General features: G+C 39.5%; 22 protein-coding genes. 13 read left to right on the forward strand and 9 right to left on the reverse strand.

The window, feature by feature from the left end:
* Nucleotides 1–20 precede the first annotated feature (20 nt).
* From MKY30_RS10760 to MKY30_RS10785, 6 genes are all read right to left on the reverse strand, one after another.
* Nucleotides 21–620: an alpha/beta hydrolase gene (locus MKY30_RS10760; protein ID WP_147210822.1), complete on the reverse strand. Its 600-nt coding sequence runs from the start codon at nucleotides 618–620 to the stop codon at nucleotides 21–23.
* A 23-nt stretch (nucleotides 621–643) separates the two neighbouring features.
* Entirely contained in the window at nucleotides 644–1,078 is a 435-nt protein-coding gene (locus tag MKY30_RS10765) for a MarR family winged helix-turn-helix transcriptional regulator (RefSeq protein ID WP_147210823.1), read from the reverse strand.
* Nucleotides 1,079–1,488: 410 nt separating this feature from the next.
* On the reverse strand, nucleotides 1,489–2,256 hold the full coding sequence (locus MKY30_RS10770; RefSeq protein WP_341083876.1) for an ABC transporter permease: 768 nt from the start codon (nucleotides 2,254–2,256) through the stop codon (nucleotides 1,489–1,491).
* Entirely contained in the window at nucleotides 2,253–2,996 is a 744-nt protein-coding gene (locus MKY30_RS10775; RefSeq protein ID WP_341083878.1) for an ABC transporter ATP-binding protein, read from the reverse strand. Before MKY30_RS10775 ends, MKY30_RS10770 begins: the two co-directional genes overlap by 4 nt.
* Nucleotides 2,997–3,134: 138 nt before the next feature.
* Nucleotides 3,135–4,727 carry a Vga family ABC-F type ribosomal protection protein gene (locus MKY30_RS10780; protein WP_341083880.1) on the reverse strand — a complete coding sequence of 531 codons (1,593 nt, stop codon included), beginning with the start codon at nucleotides 4,725–4,727 and terminating at the stop codon, nucleotides 3,135–3,137.
* A gap of 414 nt (nucleotides 4,728–5,141) precedes the next feature.
* Nucleotides 5,142–5,987, reverse strand: a complete 846-nt coding sequence (locus MKY30_RS10785) for an ABC transporter ATP-binding protein (RefSeq protein ID WP_341083882.1) — start codon at nucleotides 5,985–5,987, stop codon at nucleotides 5,142–5,144.
* A gap of 327 nt (nucleotides 5,988–6,314) precedes the next feature.
* On the opposite strand from MKY30_RS10785, the gene MKY30_RS10790 reads away from it, so the two are divergent.
* Complete coding sequence (locus tag MKY30_RS10790; RefSeq protein WP_341083884.1) at nucleotides 6,315–6,764, forward strand: hypothetical protein; 450 nt, start codon at nucleotides 6,315–6,317, stop codon at nucleotides 6,762–6,764.
* A 91-nt stretch (nucleotides 6,765–6,855) separates the two neighbouring features.
* Here MKY30_RS10790 and MKY30_RS10795 read toward each other — a convergent pair whose 3' ends face one another.
* Nucleotides 6,856–7,818 carry an iron-hydroxamate ABC transporter substrate-binding protein gene (locus MKY30_RS10795; protein WP_341083885.1) on the reverse strand — a complete coding sequence of 321 codons (963 nt, stop codon included), beginning with the start codon at nucleotides 7,816–7,818 and terminating at the stop codon, nucleotides 6,856–6,858.
* A gap of 169 nt (nucleotides 7,819–7,987) precedes the next feature.
* Between MKY30_RS10795 and MKY30_RS10800 the strand changes: the two genes are divergently transcribed.
* From MKY30_RS10800 to MKY30_RS10810, 3 genes are read left to right on the forward strand one after another with little or no spacing between them, the layout of a single operon-like run.
* Entirely contained in the window at nucleotides 7,988–9,004 is a 1,017-nt protein-coding gene (locus MKY30_RS10800; RefSeq protein ID WP_341083886.1) for a FecCD family ABC transporter permease, read from the forward strand.
* On the forward strand, nucleotides 9,001–10,023 hold the full coding sequence (locus MKY30_RS10805) for a FecCD family ABC transporter permease (protein ID WP_341083887.1): 1,023 nt from the start codon (nucleotides 9,001–9,003) through the stop codon (nucleotides 10,021–10,023). The genes MKY30_RS10800 and MKY30_RS10805 overlap by 4 nt, the downstream gene beginning before the upstream one ends.
* 24 nt (nucleotides 10,024–10,047) lie before the next feature.
* Nucleotides 10,048–11,058, forward strand: a complete 1,011-nt coding sequence (locus MKY30_RS10810; protein ID WP_341083888.1) for an NAD(P)/FAD-dependent oxidoreductase — start codon at nucleotides 10,048–10,050, stop codon at nucleotides 11,056–11,058.
* 73 nt (nucleotides 11,059–11,131) lie between these two features.
* Here MKY30_RS10810 and MKY30_RS10815 read toward each other — a convergent pair whose 3' ends face one another.
* Nucleotides 11,132–11,578: a YaiI/YqxD family protein gene (locus MKY30_RS10815; protein ID WP_341083889.1), complete on the reverse strand. Its 447-nt coding sequence runs from the start codon at nucleotides 11,576–11,578 to the stop codon at nucleotides 11,132–11,134.
* A gap of 138 nt (nucleotides 11,579–11,716) precedes the next feature.
* Here MKY30_RS10815 and MKY30_RS10820 point away from each other — a divergent pair, with 138 nt between their 5' ends.
* The 5 genes from MKY30_RS10820 (at nucleotide 11,717) to argF (ending at nucleotide 15,670) form a co-directional block, all read left to right on the forward strand.
* Nucleotides 11,717–12,226: a GNAT family N-acetyltransferase gene (locus MKY30_RS10820; RefSeq protein ID WP_147210834.1), complete on the forward strand. Its 510-nt coding sequence runs from the start codon at nucleotides 11,717–11,719 to the stop codon at nucleotides 12,224–12,226.
* A 14-nt stretch (nucleotides 12,227–12,240) separates the two neighbouring features.
* On the forward strand, nucleotides 12,241–12,513 hold the full coding sequence (locus MKY30_RS10825; RefSeq protein ID WP_341083891.1) for a DUF3219 family protein: 273 nt from the start codon (nucleotides 12,241–12,243) through the stop codon (nucleotides 12,511–12,513).
* A 31-nt stretch (nucleotides 12,514–12,544) separates the two neighbouring features.
* Complete coding sequence (locus tag MKY30_RS10830) at nucleotides 12,545–13,117, forward strand: GNAT family N-acetyltransferase (RefSeq protein WP_147210836.1); 573 nt, start codon at nucleotides 12,545–12,547, stop codon at nucleotides 13,115–13,117.
* Between the two features lie 16 nt (nucleotides 13,118–13,133).
* Nucleotides 13,134–14,318, forward strand: coding sequence for a class I SAM-dependent rRNA methyltransferase (locus tag MKY30_RS10835; RefSeq protein WP_445667733.1), 1,185 nt, complete (start codon nucleotides 13,134–13,136; stop codon nucleotides 14,316–14,318).
* A gap of 392 nt (nucleotides 14,319–14,710) precedes the next feature.
* Nucleotides 14,711–15,670 (forward strand): ornithine carbamoyltransferase, encoded by a 960-nt coding sequence (gene argF, locus MKY30_RS10840; protein ID WP_341083895.1) that lies wholly within the window; start codon nucleotides 14,711–14,713, stop codon nucleotides 15,668–15,670.
* A gap of 66 nt (nucleotides 15,671–15,736) precedes the next feature.
* On the opposite strand, the gene MKY30_RS10845 is transcribed toward argF, so the two are convergent.
* Nucleotides 15,737–16,864 (reverse strand): amidohydrolase, encoded by a 1,128-nt coding sequence (locus tag MKY30_RS10845; protein WP_341083896.1) that lies wholly within the window; start codon nucleotides 16,862–16,864, stop codon nucleotides 15,737–15,739.
* Between the two features lie 173 nt (nucleotides 16,865–17,037).
* On the opposite strand from MKY30_RS10845, the gene MKY30_RS10850 reads away from it, so the two are divergent.
* The 4 genes from MKY30_RS10850 (at nucleotide 17,038) to MKY30_RS10865 (ending at nucleotide 22,821) form a co-directional block, all read left to right on the forward strand.
* Nucleotides 17,038–18,828, forward strand: a complete 1,791-nt coding sequence (locus MKY30_RS10850) for a S9 family peptidase (protein WP_341083897.1) — start codon at nucleotides 17,038–17,040, stop codon at nucleotides 18,826–18,828.
* 92 nt (nucleotides 18,829–18,920) lie between these two features.
* Nucleotides 18,921–20,513, forward strand: coding sequence for a glutathione ABC transporter substrate-binding protein (locus tag MKY30_RS10855; RefSeq protein WP_339284702.1), 1,593 nt, complete (start codon nucleotides 18,921–18,923; stop codon nucleotides 20,511–20,513).
* 127 nt (nucleotides 20,514–20,640) lie between these two features.
* The gene (locus MKY30_RS10860; protein ID WP_147210842.1) at nucleotides 20,641–22,236 is read left to right on the forward strand and encodes a glutathione ABC transporter substrate-binding protein; all 1,596 of its coding nucleotides are present in this window, start codon (nucleotides 20,641–20,643) and stop codon (nucleotides 22,234–22,236) included.
* 177 nt (nucleotides 22,237–22,413) lie between these two features.
* A complete protein-coding gene (locus MKY30_RS10865; protein ID WP_341083898.1) occupies nucleotides 22,414–22,821 on the forward strand; it encodes a hypothetical protein in 408 nt (135 codons plus the stop codon).
* Nucleotides 22,822–22,841: the final 20 nt, after the last annotated feature.

Here is a 22,841-nt window from a genome sequence, read left to right on the forward strand (position 1 = left end):
AGAACAAACTCTCCTTCTTTTTAATTCGCGTACCAGCTTGCTGCTGCTTTAACTTCATTCATTGTCAGTTGATGCCCGTTACTCTCCCAGTGAAGATCGACATCAGCCCCGCCGTTTGTCAACAATTGCTGTAATTCCTCTGCTTCTTCCGGAGGACACATCGGATCGTTATCACCAGCGGCAATAAATACTTTTGTTCCAGTTAAATCCGGAAGGTCAATCCCTTTTCTGGGAACCATCGGATGATGCAGGATTGCTTTTTGTAAGGAATCTTTATAATGGAATAAAAGACTCCCGGCAATATTAGCACCGTTCGAATAACCGATTGCCGTAATCTGTTTCCGGTCAAAACCAAGTTTTTGGCTGGCTTCATTTAAAAATTCATGTAATTCCTCTGTGCGTTTAATTAAATCTTCTTCATCAAAAACGCCTTCCTCCAGCCGGCGGAAAAAACGGGGCATGCCATTTTCTAATACATTCCCGCGGACACTTAGGACATTTGCATTCGGATCAATGATGCCTGCTAAAGGTAATAAATCACTTTCTATACCGCCGGTTCCATGGAGGAGAAGCAGTGTAGGACCATTGGGACCTGCTTTTTCTTCATAAATGTATTTCATTGATTTTCATCCTTTCTTGTCTGTTACTCTTTATTACTTGCTTTATGTCCAACCTTCTTTAAGACCTCGATAACGGTCTCTTTATCGCTCTCCGAAATTCCTTCGAATAGTTCTTCAATTACCAGCTGATGTTTTGGAAAAATATCATCCATGGTTTGCTTTCCTCTATCTGTGATTTCTAAATAGACTGCTCTTCTGTCGTCGGGACAATTTGTCCGGATGAGAAGCTCCTTTTTTTCAAGCTTATCAATCACGTATGTTATCGAGCCTGTGCTGATTAATACTGATTCAGAAATTTCACGGATAGTTTGTCTGCCTTTATGGTATAGTGCTTCTAAAATAGCAAAGTCTGATGCACGCATACCATGTTTTTTTATATCCTGTTTGGTAACTTCTTCTAAAGCTTTGGATGCTTTCATGGTAATCACAAAGGTTTTTAGTGATAAATTCTCAGACATTTTTTTGCCTCCTTTTATAAATTAATAATATAAGTGTATATATTTTTAATTAAGATATATTTAATTAAATAATAATGAATTATAACTTATATGTCAAATTGGCGGGAAGCAGTCAATGCTTGTAATAACTAAATTCAATGAATCGCTTCAATTGTTTTTATTAATTTCTCAGCATTTACTCTATGAAATAAATTATCCTTATAGGCAATAGAAAGTTTGTAGCTCCAAACATCAGACCTTCGTGAAAGTAATTATGTAGTAGACAAAGGAGTGCTGTATGCGATTGATTTTTTCGGATGTGGATTCAAAAAAGAATTCATTTTGATTATCCTTTTCAAAATGAATTCTTTTAAATTAGCCTAGAAGCAGGATTAGCTTGAAAGCCTGCAAAAATAGAGCTTCCTGTAAACCTATTCTTCTTCATCTGTCTTAATCTTAAGCATTTGCATCCGTTCATTAAAAAGTGTTGGATAGGATAAAAAGCCGAGCATAATACTGGTTACGGCTGCTGTTGTCAGTAACAGAAAGAGAATTAACAGCTGGAACTGGACGGCCTGAATTGGGTCTGCTCCAGCAATAATCTGTCCGCTCATCATTCCTGGCAATTGAACAAGACCGATTGTTTTTTGGCTTTCAATTGTCGGAATCAAGCTGGCTTTAATAGAATGAATTAGCGGCAGGTGGATGGCCTGTTTCGAGGTGCCGCCTAAAGAAAGCAGAAGCTCCGTTTCTTTTTTCTGCGTCTGAATCTCTGCTGTGAATCGATTGAGAAAAAGAATGGAGAGCACCATCGAATTACCGACAACCATTCCGCTGATTGGAATAATATACTGTGCGGTCGGCGGTGTGATTTGAAATCCTAATAAAATACTTTGCGTCAGTATCTCAATAAATATAAATGTAAGAATCAGCTTCCAAATAATTCCTTTAATAGAAGCTCCTTTTTTCTGTGCATTATGCGTTGCTGCTCCAATCATTAGAGCAACCATCAGGATAATAAAAAGATAACTGCCTGATTCAAATACAAAAGTCAGGACATAGCCGACAGCTATGAGTTGAATAATGGAACGAATAGTCGCGATAAATGTATCTTTTCCTAATCCAAGATTTAATGTTTTGGAAAGGATTAAGGGAATAAGTACAAAAATAAGCGATAAGCTCAAGTTTAGAAAGCTCATTGCCATCCTCCCTTCATAAATTTCTGTACACGGGGATTAGCTGGATTTTTCAATAAATCTGTACTTCCTGATTCAATAAGCTCTCCATTCATCATGACCCATGTATAATCTCCAATATGCAAGGCCTGTTCTAAATTATGCGTAATCCAGGCAATGGTCACTGCAAATTCTTGATTGATATGCTGGATCAAATGCTCAATGTCTGATGTAGATACACGGTCAAGGGATGAGGTAATTTCGTCAAGAAGTAATACCTTCGGACGATTGACAAGTGTACGTGCAATTGATACCTTTTGGAGCTGACCTCCGGATAAATCTGATACATCCCGGTTGAGAAAGGAAGCATCCATTCCTACTTGTGTTAATAAGTGCTCTGCCTCTTCCTTTTCTAATTCCTGATTTTGCAATGTTTTAGGCATAGCCAGATTTTTATAAACAGAGCCGCGCAGCATAGTAGCATCCTGAAGTGCGATGCCAACTGTACGCCGTAATGTGGTCGGTTCTATGGTTTGAATATTTTCACCAAAAAGAAAAAGCTCTCCTTTAGTTGGAGAAATCAGCCCGTTCATCAACCGGAAAATAGTAGTTTTTCCGGCGCCGGAAGGTCCGACAAATGTGGTGATTTTTCCTTCAGGAAGAACCCCTGAAATATCTTTAATAATATCTAGGTTATCATCCGAATAGCTGATATGATTTAATTCTATCGCTGTTTTATCGGTTAAATCGTTTGCTAGCTGCATGTTTGGGTTCCTTTCTGCAATGACGATAATTAGCAGCAGGAGGGAATACCTCCTGCTGAATCAAGCTTTATTCTATCAGAGAGGACTCCCAACCTCAAGGAATGCGCTAGGTTAAGTGCAATGAACAGGCGGGAGTATTCATCCTTTTTTCTGCTGGTTTAAAAGCATACGCTTTTGTTGGAGAAGCTTTTGAAATTCCTGGTCTAATTCATTAGAAGGCTCCAGACTGAGCTTGCTTAATATTTCTGTGATCTTCGTTTCAATAATCATTAGCTGCTGTTCCGTTGGATCTTCTTGCGATTCTTTTTGTGCTGGTTCTTCCTGGAACTGTTGAATGTTTCCCTCAAAAAAAGTAAGCTGCTGATGATTAATTTCAATAACCTTTGTTGCAATATTTTCGATAAACTGCCGATCATGCGATACGAACAAAACAGTACCCTCATAAGCCTGAAGCAGACCTTCCAATGCTTCTACCGCTTCGATATCCAGGTAGTTTGTCGGTTCATCCAGAATAAGCATATTGATATCACTGACAAAAAGCTTAGCAAACGCCACCTTGACCTGCTCTCCGCCGCTGAGAACGTGAACAGGCTTAAATACATCGTCCCGGTAGAAATGCAGTCTGGCTAAAACTGTCCGAATCAGTGTTTCATCCTGCTTGGAGGTTTCTTTGACATTTTCCAGAATTGACTTTTCTGAGTTCAGAGTTGATAAGTCTTGTTTAAAATAACCAATTTTAACAGATGGATTCAGGGTAATACCGGCATCTCCCTGCATTATTTTTTTAACAAGGGTTGTTTTTCCCGCTCCATTTGGGCCGATAATGCCGACCTTATCTCCTCCTTTTATATTTAAACTGGCTTTTTTCCATAATTGCTTTCCGGGAACAGCTCCTTCTAAATCCTCTATCCGTAAAATAATTTTCTGCTGCAATCTTGCTTGATTGGAAAGAGCCATTTTCAGTGGAGCAGCTTCTCTGACCTTTTCCACTTTTTCGAGATTATCTAATCTTGTTTCCAAAGCCTTTGATGTTTTTTGCAGCTTTTTCTGCTTTTTTGCAAAATAGGGTTTAGCCCCTTTTAAAGATTCTTCGGTAGAACCAATCTTACTTTTAGGTGTTTTTGTTGCCCGTTGTGCTTTTTGTTCTTTTTTCTCAATCGCGCGTTCAAGCTGTTGTCTTTTCTGCTGGTAATGTTCATAAGCCAGGCGCTGCTTTTCTATTTCTTTTTCTTTTTGCCGGCGGTAAGCTGTATAATTGCCGGAATAAATTTGAAGACTTTTTTCATCAATTTCCCAAATTACATTACATAGTTTATCTAAAAAGTTACGGTCATGAGAGACAATAATAAGCGCTCCCTGCCAATGAGACAGCTGTTTCTCAAGCCATTCAATATGAGCCGTATCCAGATTTGTTGTCGGTTCGTCTGCAAGGAGAAGGCCAGTCTGCTTTTTCAAAGCCTCAACGATATAAGCCTGTGTCACTTCACCGCCGCTTTTTTGATCACGTTTCTCTTTTAATTGTGGCAATAACTCTACAGAAGTATACATTTGAATTGTACCTTGTTCAGGCTGAATTTTGCCGGCAAGCAGATTGAGCAAGGTTGTTTTTCCTGAGCCGTTTTTACCGACTAAACCAATCCGGTCCTTGGAATGAACGGCTAAGTTTTCTATAGAGAACAATTCCCGGTCTTTAATACTTTGTTTAATATGATGTGCTTCTAAAATAGTCATAAAATCATCTCCGTATCTGTTAGAGTTACAGAGGGGAGAAGACGGTTAAATGTCAAAAACCCCTACTCTGCATTCAGCTCAGAACAGGGGTCGCCAAAAAAGGAAATGGGCATATTTCTCACTCATTCCATATGGGTACCACAAAGGATAAAGGCTAATCCTGTTCCGAAGTCATTCCATAAAAGCACGAAAAATAACACAGCAGGATGAGGACGATAGTTCTGCTGTTAACCATACTTTTATTTGAATTCATTCTTTAAAAAAACAGGATTAGTACTTCATGTTCCCTTTGTTCACCCTTTCGATATTTGTTGATTACAGTATAGCGGAAAAAGAGGTATTTGTCACCAAAAGAAAAAAACGGACAAGCCCCTATTCTGATAAAAGAATATGAAATCATTGTCCGTGTAAATATTATAAAGCTTCAGGTGTTGTCTGGAGTATGGAATTTTCCTGCACAGCATCTTTGATTAAACAATTTCCCCGTCCGTGAGGAATACACATTGGAGTCCCGAATATCGGATCACATGCGATATTACACCGCATCCGGAATACTGCAGATACAAGGTCAGCTGAAATCGTATCCTCCGGTTTTCCCTGCGCATATACTTTTTTATCTTTAATTGCAATAATATGATGGGCGTAACGGCTTGCTAGATTCAAGTCATGCAATACCATAACAATCGTCCGGCCGTCTTTTTCATTTAATTCAAAAAGAAGGTCAAGTACATCGATTTGGTGCGTTAAATCAAGATAAGTAGTCGGCTCATCTAATAAGATTATGTCTGTATCCTGTGCTAACGTTAAAGCGATCCATGCCCGCTGACGCTGCCCGCCTGACAGGGAATCGACAGACTGGTCTTTCAAATCTGACATATTTGTATCCTCTAACGCTTTTTGTACAGCTTCTTCATCCTCTTTGGACCATTGCTTCATAACTTTGCGGTAAGGGTGTCTGCCCTGCTTAACAAGCTCATATACTGTTAATCCTTCCGGACTCGTTGGCGTCTGTGGGAGAATAGCCATGTTTTGTGCTACTTCCCGGGTTCGCATTTTAGCAATATTTTGTCCGTTTAATATAACAGATCCCTGCTTTGGCTTTAATAAACGTGCCAAAGAACGTAGTAAAGTTGATTTCCCACAGCCATTTGGGCCGATAAAAACAGTGATTTCCCCTTTAGGGATGGAAATGTCCAATTCATCTATAATAATCCGGTCTCCGAACCCAAGTGTTAAGTTACTCGCTGTTAATGAGTTCAATGAAAACGCCTCCTGACCTAAAAAAGGTGCGTATTAGCTTCTAATTTCATTTTATTGCTTGGGAGACTAATAGTCAATGATAATAATTTTCAATTAGGTGACAAATAATATTTAATTTTTCTTAGGAACTACTATTTTTGCGTCAGGGTATTACAAACTGTGGCAGTGTAAGGAGTACATTTGCAGTATATATTTTTTTACAGCGCTTAGAATTATTTGGTTTATGGCAGATACGGTGAAATTCAAAATAATGTTGTTATTAGTTTAGTATCATAATATATTTAATAGTAAGATTATTACATTTATTTAAGGGAGGAGGATTACCTTATGAAGAAAGGCTTGATTATTTTTATAGCATTTTTATCTGTATTCTCCATTTCAGCCTGCAGTAATGACAGCAACAGTTTATCCGGGAAGACATTTAAAGTTGCTAATACGCCGGTATTTCAAGAGGATATTGATAAACTTGATAAATATCCGGTTGTTGTAACATTAGAGTTTTTAGATGATAATGCAGTAAGGACGATCGACACAGAAGGAACTTATCAGTTAAATGATGATGAACTTGTAATTAATTTTGAAAATGAAAATGAAAATCTGGAAATTACTTTTAGTGAATTTAAAGAAAGTGAGAAGGATTTTAGTACGTATTCTACGATAATCAGCAATCGGGAATTACAAGTGGAAGATCATAGCAAGTTGAGCCGACTAGAAGTATTAGCTAATAAATTATCTGAAGATATGCCGATTGAATTTATCGAAAAACAGGAGAGATAAGTTAATTTTATTGAGCTGAATCTAAAAAAGAACAAAAGCTGAAAAAAGAGGGGATCAGCTTTTGTTCTTTTGGGACACACTTTTTAAGAAATTACTTAAATAAATCAACAAACATATCAATTGTCTGTTCAGAAGCGACTAAACCACTGTTTGTCCAGTTACTTTCATCTTCAATGTAGTAAACCTGATCATTTTTGACAACATCAGTATTGTTCCATACATTACTGTTTTTCAACGCTTCGATTCCTTCATCGTCTTCGTAGCCTAAAATAATCAGATGATCAGCATCAATCTCAGAAAGCTTTTCTAAAGAAATCGGGTTCCAGGCTTCTTCACCTTGCCCAAGCTCCTTGACAAGCTCAGGAACTTCTACACCCAGTTCATTGTAAATCATGTTTGCAGAGTGACGATTTTCCTCAAATAAGAAGTATTTTCCGCCGACAACCCACATCATTGCTACAGATTCATCACCTAATGTATCATTCAGCTCTTCTTCCGCTGTTGCCACTTTTTCATCATAATCTACTAAAGCCTGTTCAGCTTCTTCTTCTTTTCCAAGGATTTCTCCAATTTTCTGTAAACGTACTTTCCAGTCACTTACTTCTTCCTCGGATAATACATATGTTGGAGCAATCGCAGCATAGTCTTCATAAGAACCTTCATAGTTATCTAAAGTATGATCTAAAATAATAAGATCCGGCTCTATGCTAAGTACTTGCTCTAAAGGTAATGTCCATTCAATTGTTTCTACATCTGCTAAATCTTCTTCCAGATAGTCCTGAACACTTTCGCCAATTGCCCATTTTGCAACTGGTTTTTCACCTAGTGCAATTAATGTATCTTCATTGTAAGAGGCAAGAATTTTTTCCGGATTTGCAGGAACAGTAACTTCTCCCATTTCCGAATCGACGGTGATTTCGGATGCTTCCTCTGGATCGTCAGACGTATTTGAATCATCAGACTTATTTTCATTACTATTGCCGCAAGCAGCAAGAAGTAATAGAGTGGTAAGTATCAGCATAAATAAATAATTTTTTTGCATAAATTTGTTCATCTCTTTTTCTCCTTTTATGTTATAATGAACGTCTAACGATAATGATAATCAGTTTCAATTAGAAAGTCAATAAGTTATTTAAAAGCATGTTTTTATTGAATTTTAATTCTAAAAAACCAAATCATATTACAACCATATTTTATGATGAAATTATAGGAGTATACAAGAAATGAGATTGTTTTCACGTTCTTCTCAGTTGACGAAGGTATTAATTAATATCATAGGGATTTGCCTTGTTATTTTTTCAATTGGTGTGTCTATCTCTTATGGCGCAACAACGATTGATTTACATACTGTCTGGCAGGCTGTGTTCAAATTCAGTCAAGGAGAGCAGGCCCATCAGGTTATTTGGGAGCTGCGTATTCCGCGTGCCTTGGCAGCTGTGCTGGTAGGCGCGTTTTTAGCTATGTCTGGAGCTGTAATGCAGGGAATGACGCGTAATCCGCTCGCATCTCCGTCTATTATGGGAGTAACAGATGGGGCTGCGTTTATGCTTGTGATTATCCTGGCCTTTTACCCGGCGGTTTCCAGTGTTGGCTTAATGTTTGCTTCTTTTCTTGGGGCGGGTATAGCTGTAACTCTGGTGTTTTTAGTGGGATCCTTTTCAAGCAGTGGATTGACACCTGTTAAGCTGGCACTGGCCGGGGTCGCAATAGGGACCTTACTGCGGTCAGTTTCCTCCATTCTTTCACTGCATTTTCAGTTGGAGAAGGATATCGGATTTTGGCTTGCCGGCGGATTAGATGGAGCAGGATGGAATGCGGTAATAATCCTTCTTATTGCTGGAGCAGCCGGGGTGATTTTTGCATTGTCGATTGCGAAGTCCATCACTGTTTTGAGCTTGGGAGACGATTTATCTACGGGATTGGGACAGAATAATACACTTATTAAGATTACCGGTATTGTAGTTGTATTAATATTAACCGGTGCAGCAGTTTCTGTTGCAGGTTCTGTCGGTTTTGTCGGTTTGATTATTCCACATATTACGCGTTTTATTATTGGAACAGATTACCGCTGGATTATTCCTACCTCAGCAGTGTTAGGTGCTTTATTACTTGTGAATGCGGACCTTATTGCACGAATGATTAACGCTCCGTTCGAAACACCGGTAGGAGCAATAACCTCCATTATCGGTGTGCCATTCTTCCTCTATTTGGCCAGAGGCAGCGGGGGTGACAAAAAATGAATATATTAGAAAAACAAAAACGGCTCCGGTTTTGGACGATTATCAGTATATTAGTTATCGGGATTATTGTTTTTTCCTTTCTTAGTTTAAATCTGGGGGCGATTTCCATCTCGCCGAAAGAAGTGGTTCAAACACTGATGGGACAGGGATCAGACAGACAGGAGCTTGTGTTATTTAAATTCCGGATGCCGGGAATTATTTTGGCATTATTAATTGGAGCAGGCTTGGCAGTTTCAGGAACGATTATGCAGGGTATCACACAAAACGGACTTGCTGACCCGGGAATATTAGGAATTAATTCAGGAGCAGGCTTTGCGATTGTTTTATTTCTTTATTTCTTTCAAGGAGTCATCCCGGCAACCAGCGCACTAAGTACCTACATGCTTCCGTTTATTGCTTTAATTGGGGCCTTTACGGCAGCAATTTTAATTTACGCCATTGCCTGGAAAAAAGGGGTATCACCGATTCGTCTTGTTTTAGTGGGTATCGGAGTAAATGCGGCGTTTGGTGCCCTGCTGACAATTTTACAGCTGCGCATGGATCCACAAAATTATCGTCAGGTAACGATTTGGCTGTCTGGAGAGATTTGGAGTGCGAACTGGAATTTTGTATTTGCTTTATTGCCGTGGATGCTGATACTTATTCCAATTGCAATAAATAAAGCGAGAAACTTAAATGTCTTTCACTTAGGAGATGATGTTGCGTCTGGTCTTGGTACACATGTTGAAAGAGAGCGGGGAATCCTGCTTCTAATTGCTGTAGCATTAGCGGGAGCATCAGTTGCAGCTGGCGGAGCGATTGCCTTTTTAGGACTTGTTGTTCCGCATATTGTCCGCAAGCTGGTCGGACCGCTGCATCATTATGTGATTCCGATTTCTGCCTTGCTGGGAGCATTTATTTTAATGGCAGCTGATATGATTGGAAGTAATATTTTAGCGCCGACAACGATACCTGTTGGTATTGTTGTATCGATTGTCAGTACACCTTATTTTGTTTATCTGCTGATGAAAACAAACTAAAAAAGGGAAGGGACTCAGGTAATTATGAACGAAGAAATATATGACGTAACGATAATTGGCGGTGGACCTGCAGGGTTATTTGCTGCCTTCTATAGTGGGATGCGTGAAATGAAGACAAAAATTATTGAATATCTCCCCTATCTCGGCGGGAAGGTACCTTATTTTTACCCGGAAAAAGTAATTCGTGACATTGGTGGTATTGCCCATGCTACCGGAGAAGAAGTAACCGAGCAGCTGGTGGAGCAGGCTATGACCTTCGAGCCGGCGGTTATTCTGGGAGAACAGGTTGTTGATATGCATCGCATGGATGATGGGAACTTTGAACTTGTAAGCAGCAACGGAAATATCCATTATTCTAAAACAATTATGCTGGCAACTGGATTTGGAACATTGCATTCTGTGAAATTAGATCATCCAGAAGCGGTTTATTACGAAGAGAAAAGCTTGCATTATACGGTACGGAAGCTGGCGGATTATCATGATAAGCATGTGCTTATTTCCGGCGGCGGCAACAGCGCTGTTGATTGGGCGCTGGAGCTTGAGAACATTGCAAAAAGTGTAACGCTTATCCATCGCCGTAATGAGTTCAAAGGATTGGAAAGCAGCGTGACGAAGCTGAAAAATTCACGTGTAAATGTAATGACGCCGTATGAATTAAAGGGATTGCATGGAACAGAGGGGCAGATTGAAAAGGTAATATTGGGACATTTAGAGGATGAAACGGATGAGAAAGAGATCCAGATTGACCGGCTAGTAGTCAATCATGGCTTTCAAATTAATCTGGAGCCGATTACTACATGGGGATTGGAAATGAAAGACGGTATGATTGCTGTAGATTCCAGTATGCAGACTTCTGTGGAGGGTGTATTTGCAATTGGTGATATTGCGTATTATCCGGATAAGCTTGGATTAATTGCCGGAGCTTTTAATGAAGGACCAATCGCAGTTAACCACGCGAAAAAAATCGCTGATCCAGGAGATCCTGTAAAGCATTTATTCTCCACAAATTTTGCGGCCTTTGAGGAAGATGAATAAAATAATCTTAAAAAGCACTCTAACGTTTTCAACCTGATAAAGAAAGGCTATAGAAAACAGTAAGAGTGCTTTTTTAATTTTTATCTGATAAATAGTTGCGGAAAAGCTCCGAAAACTTTTGCCGATCTTCTTCCGTTAATGCTTTAGGACCCTTTGAATGCTTTCCACTTCGCCGCTCCTTGGCGCTCAGGTAGCGGGATTGCAGAAGCTGGTCAATATTACCATTGGTATAGGCAAATCCTTTGTGATGAAGTACATAACAGCCCTTTGCAAGTGCGAGAGAAGCAAGTCCATAATCCTGAGTGACCACAATATCCTCTTTTTTGGCGAGCTTCATAATCCGGTAATCTGCCGCGTCCGCACCTGTGTCCACATAAATCGTTTCCACCCAATCAGGATATTCCTTTAAAGAAAAATGTGAGATACTGGTTACCAGAACTACAGGAACAGATTTCTTCCCTGCTTCCTCTATAATAATGTCTTTGACCGGACAGGCATCGGCATCTACATAAACTTTCATCGGTTCACTTCCTTTCCTTCAAAGGTTTTCTCTATATTGTAGCAAATAATTAAGGAACTTGTCTTATTCACTAGAATTTCATATGAAAAACATGTAAGATATTAATCATTATCTATCGTGAAAAAGGAGCTTTAATGCATGGAAATTGTCATTGATCAGATGAAAGCGGAAGATTGGAAGCAGGTTTTGGAAATATATCATTATGGAATGGAAACTCGTAATGCGACCTTTGAAATGGATGAGCCTGATTGGAAATCATGGGAAGACTGGAATCAGGATCATTTACAAGCATGCCGGCTGGTTGTCCGCGAGGGAGAACGTATCCTTGGCTGGGCATCATTATTACCTATATCTGCCAGAGAGGCATATCAGGGAGTTGCAGAGGTAAGCATTTACCTGCATAAAGACAGTGTAGGGAAAGGCATTGGCACAAAGCTTATGCAGGCATTGATTGAGGCAAGTGAAGCAGCTGGGATATGGATGCTGCAATCGGAAATCTTCCCTGAAAACACAGGCAGTCTGAAGCTGCATGAAAAGATGGGCTTCCGCAAGGTCGGATACCGTGAGAAAATTGGACAGATGGAAGACGGCAGATGGCGGGATGTTGTGCTTGTGGAACGCCGCAGCCCACACGTAGGACTAGATTAAGGAGGAGATTATACATGGAAATCAAGATAAACGGACAAATATTTGAAGGAAAACAGGTTGAGCTGGATGAAATAGCTGGTAAGAAACAGATTGCATTTTCATTTGATGTAACCAGTGAAACCTATCATGACGTAACGACATTGCTGTATAAAAATGATTTTCAGGTTAACATTCCTGAAAATTCTTTGTCCTTCCCGGCAGTTATCCAAGAATATTCAACTTCAACGACAAATTTATATGAAAAAGGCAATACAAGTGAATTTTATCTGAAGGTGCGCGAAAAATAAATTCTTAGGTATAGAGAGGGAGTACGATACAATGGAGCCTATACTGTTAACATTTCCAGATCAATTTGAAACCGAAAGGCTGGTCATCCGGGCGCCGAAGCCGGAAGATTGGCAGCCGCTTTATAAGGCAATGCAGGACTCTATCAATGAGTTAAAGCCCTGGCTCCCATTTGCACGGCAGGAGCAGACGGAATCAGATGTAAAAAAGACAACAAAAGAGGCTTATTTGAACTTTTTAGCACGTGAGGATTTACGATTTCATGCTTTTGATAAAGAGAGCGGAGAATTTATTATTTCCAGCGGATTACATCGTATTAATTGGGAAGTACGAAAATTTGAAATTGGTTATTGGATTGATACAAAGCACAGCGGGAAAGGCTATGTTACAGAATTGGTAAAAGGACTGACTGCCTTTGCATTCCGGGAGCTGGATGCAAATCGTGTGGAAATCCGGTGTGATACGAAAAACGGGAAAAGTAAAGCAGTTGCTGAAAGAGCCGGGTATGAGCTGGAAGGGATTTTAAGAAATGATGATAGAGAAGACAATGGGGAACTCAGAGATACCTGTGTTTTTGCAGTGATTGAAGATCCTGAAACAAATTAGGAATAAGGGTGAAATGATGAAGCGAGTAACGGTAAAGCAATCCTATGTAAAAAATATCAAACAGCAAAACCCATTAATTTTGGAAGAAGCTATTGATGAGCCCCATAAGCTTAGCGAAGGAGAGATCATTGCACTGCATACATCCCAGGGCGAATTTTTGGGACAGGCATATGCAGGCCGCCAAAATAAAGGTATGGGCTGGGTATTAACTTTTAAACAGGAAGAAACCATTGATCAAAGTTTCTTTAAACGGAAGCTGCTCAGTGCTATGAATAAACGACGTTCTTATTATCAAGCCGAAGAAACAACAGCCTTTCGCATGTTCAATGGAGAAGGTGATGGTATTGGTGGATTAATTATTGACTATTTCGATGGCTATTACGTTATTCAGTGGTACAGTGAAGGAATCTATGCGTTTAAAGACTGGATTATACAAGTTTTTGACGAGGTGGGTGACTATCAGGGGATTTATGAAAAGAAACGCTTTGATACAAAAGGACAGTATGTAGAAGATGATGATTTTGTAAAAGGAACAAGGGGTGAATTCCCGCTGATAGTGAAAGAAAACGGAATGAACTATGCTGTTTACTTGAATGATGGGGCAATGGTCGGTATTTTCTTGGATCAGCGTGAGGTCCGAAAAGCATTGCGTGACAGATATGCCAAGGATAAGCATGTGTTGAATACCTTTTCCTATACCGGGGCTTTCTCTGTCGCTGCTGCTTTAGGCGACGCAGCGAAGACCACCAGTGTTGATTTGGCGAAACGAAGTAAAAGTAAAACAATTGAGCAGTTTAGCGTAAATGGGATTGATTTTGAGCAGCAGGATATTATTGTGATGGATGTATTTGATTATTTCAAATATGCTAAACGGAAGAATCTGCAATTTGATGTTGTTGTTCTTGATCCGCCAAGCTTTGCACGCTCTAAGAAAAGATCCTTCCGGACAGCAAAGGATTATCCGGAGCTGATAGAGAATTCTATTGAGCTGCTGGAAAAAAACGGAGTGATTATTGCTTCCACTAACACAGCCTCCTTTGGAATGAAGAAATTCAAAGATATGATACATCGGGGATTTGAGGCAAAGCAAAAGAAATATACGATTTTGGAAGAATTCTCATTACCGGGTGATTTTGCGGTGGATAAGCATTTTAAACAGGGGAATTATTTGAAGGTAGCAGTTATTCAAGTAAAGGGATGAATTTTATTGAGGCATTTTTACAACACTACGAGGCTTGTTGTAAAAATGCTTTTTTTGTTGTCTAGGAAATTATAGAATTATTGCCTTGTGGATAACTATTTATAGAAAAGCAGCCGTATCCAGCTCCGAGCGCCAAACTTTAGAGATTTCACGTCGTGCCCTACAATAAGTCAACATCGGTTCGTTACCTCACCGTGTTTCCTTTATCTCAGTTGCGCCGCTCCAATCTCTACGTTTTTAAGCAGGCGCTCTGCGCTTTTGTTCTTGTGGAAGAATGTATACGCTCACCAACAAATTCAATAAAAAGATAATAAAAATCTAAAAACCTATTGAATAAATATTCTTTTTATTGCATAATAATGCATAATAACATTTTGAAGAGGTGTACGTGAATGACAGCAAATCAAATCCAATTTCAGCAACAGGAGTTAAAAGGCAGAGACTTTCTAACACTTGCCGATTATACAAAAGATGAAATTGATTATTTAATCGAATTGGCAGACTATCAAAAGAAACAGCGTAAAGATGGTGTTATTTTTGAACCATTGAAGGGCAAAACACTAGGCATGATTTTTGAAAAAGCTTCGACAAGAACCCGTGTCTCCTTTGAAACAGGTATTTATCAGCTTGGCGGATTGGGAATTTTCTTAAGCTCCAAGGATATTCAAATCGGCAGAGGAGAGACAATCGCAGATACAGCACAGGTGCTGTCCGGCTATTTGGATGGAATCATGATTCGCACCTATAATCAGTCTGATGTGGAGGAACTGGCAAAGTATGCAAGTATTCCTGTAATCAATGGACTGACTGATCTGTATCATCCTTGTCAGGTATTAGCAGATTTGCAGACAATCAAAGAGGTTAAAGGTGTGCTGCAGGGGCAAAAGATTGTTTATATTGGTGACGGAAATAATATGGCGCATTCTTTAATGATTGGCGCTGCAAAAATGGGTATGCATATTGTTACAGTAACACCGGATAATTATAAGCCGGAGGAGCAGGTTACGGAAAGAGCGAAACAATTCGCCGGAGAGCACGGTGCAACCATTGAATGGAGTAACGACCCGGCTGCAGCTGTTAAAGATGCTGATGTTATTTATACAGATGTATGGGCTAGCATGGGACAAGAGGCAGAACAGACACAGCGCGTGCAGGAATTTCAGCAGTATCAGGTAAATGAAGAGCTGCTTGCTGAAGCTAAACTAGATGTAACATTTATGCATTGTCTTCCAGCACATCGCGGGGAAGAGGTTTCAGCAGGAGTTATTGATGGGAAACACTCTGTTGTCTTTCAGCAATCTGAAAATCGTCTGCATGCTCAAAAGGCTTTGATGACAGCGTTAATGAGGTAAATAGGAGAAAAGAAAGAAGCAGAGAGTCGCAACATAAATTCTCCTGCTTCTTTTTGCTGTTTTGATTTAGTCTGTTATTTCTTCACCATTGATAAATACTTGGCACAAGCTAGATTGCGGATGAAACGGATTTCCTTCCCAAAGCAGAAAATCAGCGTCTTTTCCGATTTCAAGCGTTCCTACACGATCCTCGACCCCAAGGTGTTTGGCTGAGTTAGATGTAACTGCTTTTAAAGCCTGCTGTTCAGTCAGTCCATTTTTGATAGCGTGGATTGCACTGGTCAGCAGATATTCGATTCCGACAACAGGATGATCTGTTGTAATAGAGCAGGATATACCGGCATCCATTAATGTTTTAATTGTACTCCAGCTTTTATCCTTCAGCTCTACTTTAGAGCGGGAAGACATTGTTGGACCAACGGAAACCATAACATCATGCTTTGCAATATAATCAGCGATAAAATGGCCTTCTGTACAGTGTTCAATCGTTATATCAATATCAAATTCTCTTTTTAAGCGGAGTACAGTGATAATATCATCTGCACGGTGAGCGTGAACACGTAAAGGTATTTCTTTATTTATCACTTTTGCTAATTGCTCTAAACCAAGATCGCATTTCGGATTCTCATTTTCCGCGTATGCTTTTGCTTCCAGCAGTTTTTTCCTTAATACTGCTGCAACTCCCATCCGGGTAGTCGGCATTTTTCCTTTCGAACCGTGAAATCTCTTAGGGTTTTCACCAGTTGCAGCCTTCATTCCTGATGTCTGACGAATTATCATCTCATCAACAATATGACCGGTTGTTTTTAAAACAGACATTTCTCCGCCAATCACATTGGCACTTCCCGGCATTACCTGAACAGTTGTAATTCCAGATTTTCTGGCTGTTTTCAGACCTTCTTCACGAGGGTTGATACCGTCTATTGCTCTTACTTCAGGTGTAACGGGGTCAGAGGTTTCATTAAAATCAGCGCCCTCCTGCCCGACTCCTTCCTCAGATACTCCCAAATGCGTGTGCACATCAATAAACCCCGGAGTAACAATGTAATTTTTCCCGTCAATTTTACGGTAAGCATCTGACGCATCTAATTCCTCAGAGATTTTTTCAATTTTTCCATCGCGGATAAAAAGGTTAGTATTCTCGAGTATTTCTTCCTTGCCATTCCAAATTGTTGCTCCTGTAATTACAAACATATGTACTCTCCTTTGACAAAATAATATTGATTTCTACAAATCTTTAATCTATAATCAACTTATTATAAAGTCTATTAATTAAATTCAGATAATAGCCAAATTTAAGTAGACTTGTAATAGTTTTACTTTATCGTATAGTAAAATGATTAAATATTCAACATTGGAGGGATTACATGCAAGAGAAAGACGAGACAGCTCTGCTGGAATATTTGACTGCTAAGGGAGCATACAATCCCCAAAAAATTGGCGGGTCGAATGAATTTACTTTCCTGGCTAACCTTACAGGCAGACCTCAGGCCTGGACGCTGAATAAACAAAATGAAGTAGAAGCTTTTACAACGATGTCCGATCGTGTCCTGGAGGTATATCATTCTCCATCGGGGAAGAAATCTATTATCGCTTCTGATTTTGAGGGGAATGAGAAACAGCAGTTTTATATAACAAGGGATAGAGGACAAACGGTAGAAGATTTAGTGATTTCCAAAGATCATTTCCATGAATTTGGCGGATGGTCGCCTGATGAAAAGAAGATCGCCTTTGCAAGTAATCGCAGACATCCGGGTTATTTTGATATTTTTGTTTGTGATGTGGAAACAGGAGAAGAACAAACTGTATATGAAACGGATACGAATTGTACGGCGCTATGCTGGACGAAAAATGGAAATGGTCTCATTATCAGTGTGAAAGTCTCAAATATTGATAACCAATTACATATTTTAGACATAGAGTCAGGAGAGACAACACTAATTGGTAATGCAGACATACCTGCACGATATCATTCTGTCCAGCTTAAAAAGGATGGAACTGCAGGATATTTAGTTACAGACGAAGGTAGAAATACATTAGCCATAGCTTCTTTTTCACTTAATTCACCGCAGCAGATTGATTATCTTTTTAAGGATGATCAATGGGATATTGAAGAAATAAAACTTTCCCCGGATGAAACAAAGCTTGCTTACTCTTTGAACAAAGGAGGAAGTTCCCGATTAGCCGCTTATTATCTGGAAGATAACTCCGTGAAAATAATAGAGAGTATTCCATCAGGTGTTTATCAATCTCTCGGCTGGCTAAATGAGGATGCATTATTGACAGGCGTAACGAGTGCTGTCATTCCGGGTGACATATGGAAGGTCGAAATTACAGCAGATCAATCAACCCGGTTAACACATGTGACACCGGATTCAGATATTGCCAAGCAATGGGTGGAACCAGAGCTCCATCAATTTACATCCTTTGACGGATTGGAAGTTCCTTATTTTCTATATGGCAAGAAGCATGCAAATCAGCCGGTGATGATTCATGTTCATGGCGGACCGGAAAGTCAAATAAGGAATGAATACAATCCGGTTATTCAATTTCTGGCTGCACAAGGCTATGCAGTTGCTACTCCAAATGTACGCGGCAGTATGGGATACGGTAGAGAATATGTACAATTAGATGATGTCCGTAAGCGTATGGATTCTGTTGCTGATTTGAATTACCTTGTTAAAGACCTGATAGAAAATCATCAGGCAGATAAAGACCATGTAGGGATTATGGGAAGAAGCTATGGAGGATTTATGGTGCTGGCAGCAATTACACACTATCCAAAGCTTTGGGCTGCCGCTGTTGATATTGTAGGTATCAGCCATTTCCGTACATTTTTGGAAAATACGGGTCCTTGGAGGAGAAGGCTGCGTGAACAAGAGTATGGTTCATTGGAAAATGATGTGGACTTCTTTGAAGAAATTGCACCATTAAATCATACAGATAAGATAGAAGTGCCGCTTCTTATTTTCCATGGAAGAAACGATACGCGTGTACCAGTATCTGAAGCAGAACAGCTGACAAGTGACTTAGAAAAACAAAATAAGGATGTTGAACTGATTATATTTGATGATGAAGGACATCAGACAGAAAAATTGGAAAATCACATTCTGATGAATACAAAAATTGTTGAGTTTATGAATCAGTATTTAAAATAATACATCGGGAAATTTTGTTAAAATGCTCATTCCGTGAGAGAAAAATCAGGAGTCTTACGGAATGAAGATTTAACATAACAGGAGGAGACAGCATGAAAAAGTTTTACTTAGCATTTTTTATGAGCATTATCATGGCAGCTTTAGTGTTGGCTGGTTGTGCAAGTGAACCAGATGAGTCAGGAGGAAACTCGGGAGATGGTGGACAAGCCCAGGAAGGTGGAGATTTGGTAATTGCCACAATTTCAGATGCAGTTTCTTTAGATCCGGGCGCAGTAAATGATGTACCTTCGTTTGACGTACAGTATAACATTTTTGAAAAGCTGGTAAAGCATGATGAAGACATGAATTTAATTCCGAGTCTGGCAACAGAGTGGAATCAGGTTGATGATACAACTTGGGAATTCAAGCTGCAGGAAGGTGTAACCTTCCATGATGGCGAGCCCTTTAATGCAGAAGCAGTAAAAGTAAATATTGAGAGAATGATGGATCCTGATGTAGGATATCCAACTGCTAACATGGTTGAAATGGTTGAAGATGTTGAGGTGGTTGATGACTATACAGTTCATATTAAAACAGAGTACCCATTCCCAGGTCTTCCGGCTAATTTAGGGCATCCTATGGGAGCTATAATTTCGCCGAAACAGATTGAAGAAGACTATGCGGCAATGGAGGATGGAGAAAATCCTGGATCTGTTATTAATGCACATCCAATTGGTACAGGTTATTTTACATTTGACGAGTGGGCATCTGGTCAATATATTCGCCTTGTAAAAAATGAAGACTATTGGGATGGAGCAGCAAAACTTGATTCTGTAACGTTTAAAGTGGTTCCTGAAGATTTAACAAGATTGGCAGAATTACAGACGGGAGATTCGCATGTTTCTAACCCGTTAAGCTCTTCAGACATCGGTCAGGTCGAACAATCTGAAGATTTGGAAATGTACCAGCAAAGCAGTGTGTCTCTAGACTATATCGGATTTAATACACAAAAAGAACCATTTGATGATAAACGTGTCCGTCAGGCAATATCGATGGCATTAGATAAAGGACAAATTCTTGATGGTGTTGTAAATGGATATGCGTTAGAGGCGGAAGGACCGCTTTCTCCTGGTGTATTTGGTTATGATGAAAGTATAAAAGGATTAGAATATGATGTTGATGCTGCAAAAGAGCTTTTAGCAGAAGCGGGATATCCTGATGGGTTCTCAACAACGCTTTGGACGAATGAAACGCGGGAGCGCGCAGATATTGCTACGAATGCTCAAGCGCAGTTAAAAGAAATCGGGATTGATGTCAGTATTGAAATGATGGAGTGGGGCGCGTATCTTGAACAGATTGGTAACGGCGATCACGATATGTTTATTTTGGGCTGGTCAAACAGTACAGCAGATGCTGATCTTGGTTTAGCACCGTTATTCCATTCGGATAATCTGGGACCTCCCGGCAACCGCACATTCTTACAAAATGACGACTTAGATGAACTATTGGATGCAGGACGCCAGGAAGTAGATGAAGAGAAGCGATTAGAAATCTATAAAGAAGCACAGGAATTACTAATTGATGAAGCACCTATGGTCTACATTATGCATAAGGATTACCTTCTTGCTGAAAGAACAGAGGTTCAAAACTTAAAAATGCTGCCTACAAAAATGCTATTGTTAAAAGATGTGTATTTAGAGCAATAAAGTATATTGAAGGCAACAGAAAATATTTGATTTTAAAATAAGAGCAGCTGCTGATTTATAGCAGCAGCTCTATCTTTTTTAGGTAAGATTTGAGCAAGAGAATTTATATTATAGAGAGGATGAGTATATGAAGAGAAAAAATAATTTGTGGAGCATGCTTATTATTGCACTAAGTATGCTGGTATTAGCTGCCTGTGCCAGTGAACCGGATGAGTCAGAAGGAAATACATCTGGCGATGGCGGAGAGCAGTCAGGAGGAGACCTTGTTATTGCTACAGTTTCTGATGCTGTTTCCTTAGATCCTGCCGGAGCAAATGATGTACCGTCGTTTGATGTGCAATATAATATTTTTGAAAAATTAGTTAAATATGATCAAGAGATGAATTTGCAGCCAAGTTTGGCAACAGAATGGGACACTGTTGATGACACGACGTGGGAGTTCAAGCTTCAGGAAGGTGTCACCTTCCATGATGGAGAGCCTTTCAATGCAGAAGCAGTGAAGGCAAATCTGGAGCGTTCCTTAGACCCTGAGGTTGGAGCTCCAGCTTCTTATTTAATTGAAATGATTGAAGAGATTGAACCGGTGGATGATTATACGGTGCAAATTAAAACTGAATATCCAATTCTTGGTTTACCAGCCCATTTGGCGCACTCCATAGGGGCAATGATCTCACCAAAGCAAATTGAGGAAGATTATGCTGCAATGGAGGATGGTGAGAGTCCAGGATCTGTTATTAATGCAAATCCGATAGGAACAGGTTATTTTAAATTTGATGAATGGCAGACGGGTCAATATATCCGAATAATAAAAAATGAAGACTATTGGGATGGAGAAGCTAAGTTAGATTCGGTGACCTTTAAGGTTGTACCGGAGGATCTGACAAGAATTGCTGAATTACATGCTGGAGAATCACATATTTCAAATCCGCTCAGCTCTTCAGATATTGATCAGATTGAGCAGGAAGAAAATTTAGAGGTATACCAGCAAAGCAGTGTTTCGTTAGACTTTTTAGGATTTAATATGAATAAGGAACCATTTAGTGATAAAAGAGTCCGGCAGGCTATTTCTATGGCTGTAGATAAAGGACAGATTATTGATGGTGTTGCAAATGGCTATGCCCAGGAAGCTGCAGGGCCATTAGCACCGGATGTTGTTGGCTCGGCAGAGGGATTAACAGGGCTGGAATATGATGTTGATGCCGCTAAAGAACTTCTGGAAGAATCTGGGTATCCAGATGGATTTTCAACAACGCTTTGGACCAATGAAACTCGTGAGCGTACTGATATTGCTACTAATATTCAAGCACAGTTAAAAGAAATCGGAATAGAAGTAAGCATTGAAATGTTTGAATGGGGTTCTTATCAGGAAAAAATTAATAACGGGGAGCATGAGATGTTTCTTATGGGCTGGTCAACAGGTACAGGAGATGCTGATGCAGGCTTAAGACCGCTGTTCCATTCAGATAATCATGGCTCTGCCGGCAACCGTTTCTTTATAGAAAATGAAGAACTAGATGAATTATTAGTTGCAGGACTTCAGGAGCTGGATGAGGAAGAACGGTTTAATATCTATGAGGAAGCGCAGGAATTACTTGTTGAGGAAGCGCCAATGCTTTATATAATGCATAAGGATTATTTAATGGCTGTGAATAATTCAGTGAAGAATTTAGAAATGCTTCCTACAAAATACTTGCTGTTAAAAGATGTCTATATAGAACAATAAAAAATTATGCAGAGACAGATGGGAAGCTTGTTTTATCTGTCTCTTTTTTATTTATCATTACATTGAAACCTTGACGTTTTGAATTTTCTCCTGTAGAATCACCTATGTTTATGGAATAAAGGTAATAGCAATATTTGTTATAATTCAGTATGTCGTGATGGAAAGGCAGGTAGGAAAATGAAAAACATTTTAAAAATAGCAGGGCTTCTGATTATTTTACTAATTATCAGTGCTTGTCAATCAGAAACAAATGATGTAGCAACAGAAGAACATCCTTCTAATAGATCTACGGAAGAAGTGCCTGAAGAGTCGCAGGATACTTCAGAGGAAGAGGAAAACAACGATTCAGATCTGGTGGCGGATGAAGATACCTATGAATATGAAGAACAGGAGGTTATCGAGCAGCAGATAGAGGAAGGCGATTATGATGTGCTTGTTGAAACAGACAACAAGGGAGCCCGCGTGATGTTTTATGAAATTGATGGGGAAAAATATTATAAAACCATCTTTGTTAAAAATGATAACCGCTTGAAAATCATAGATATTCGAAATAATAATGGTCAAATCTATAATGAAATTATTTAAAAAATGTGCAAGAGTCTCCC

The sequence above is a fragment of the Oceanobacillus sp. FSL W8-0428 genome (genome assembly GCF_038004405.1).
Lineage (GTDB): Bacteria > Bacillota > Bacilli > Bacillales > Amphibacillaceae > Oceanobacillus > Oceanobacillus sojae.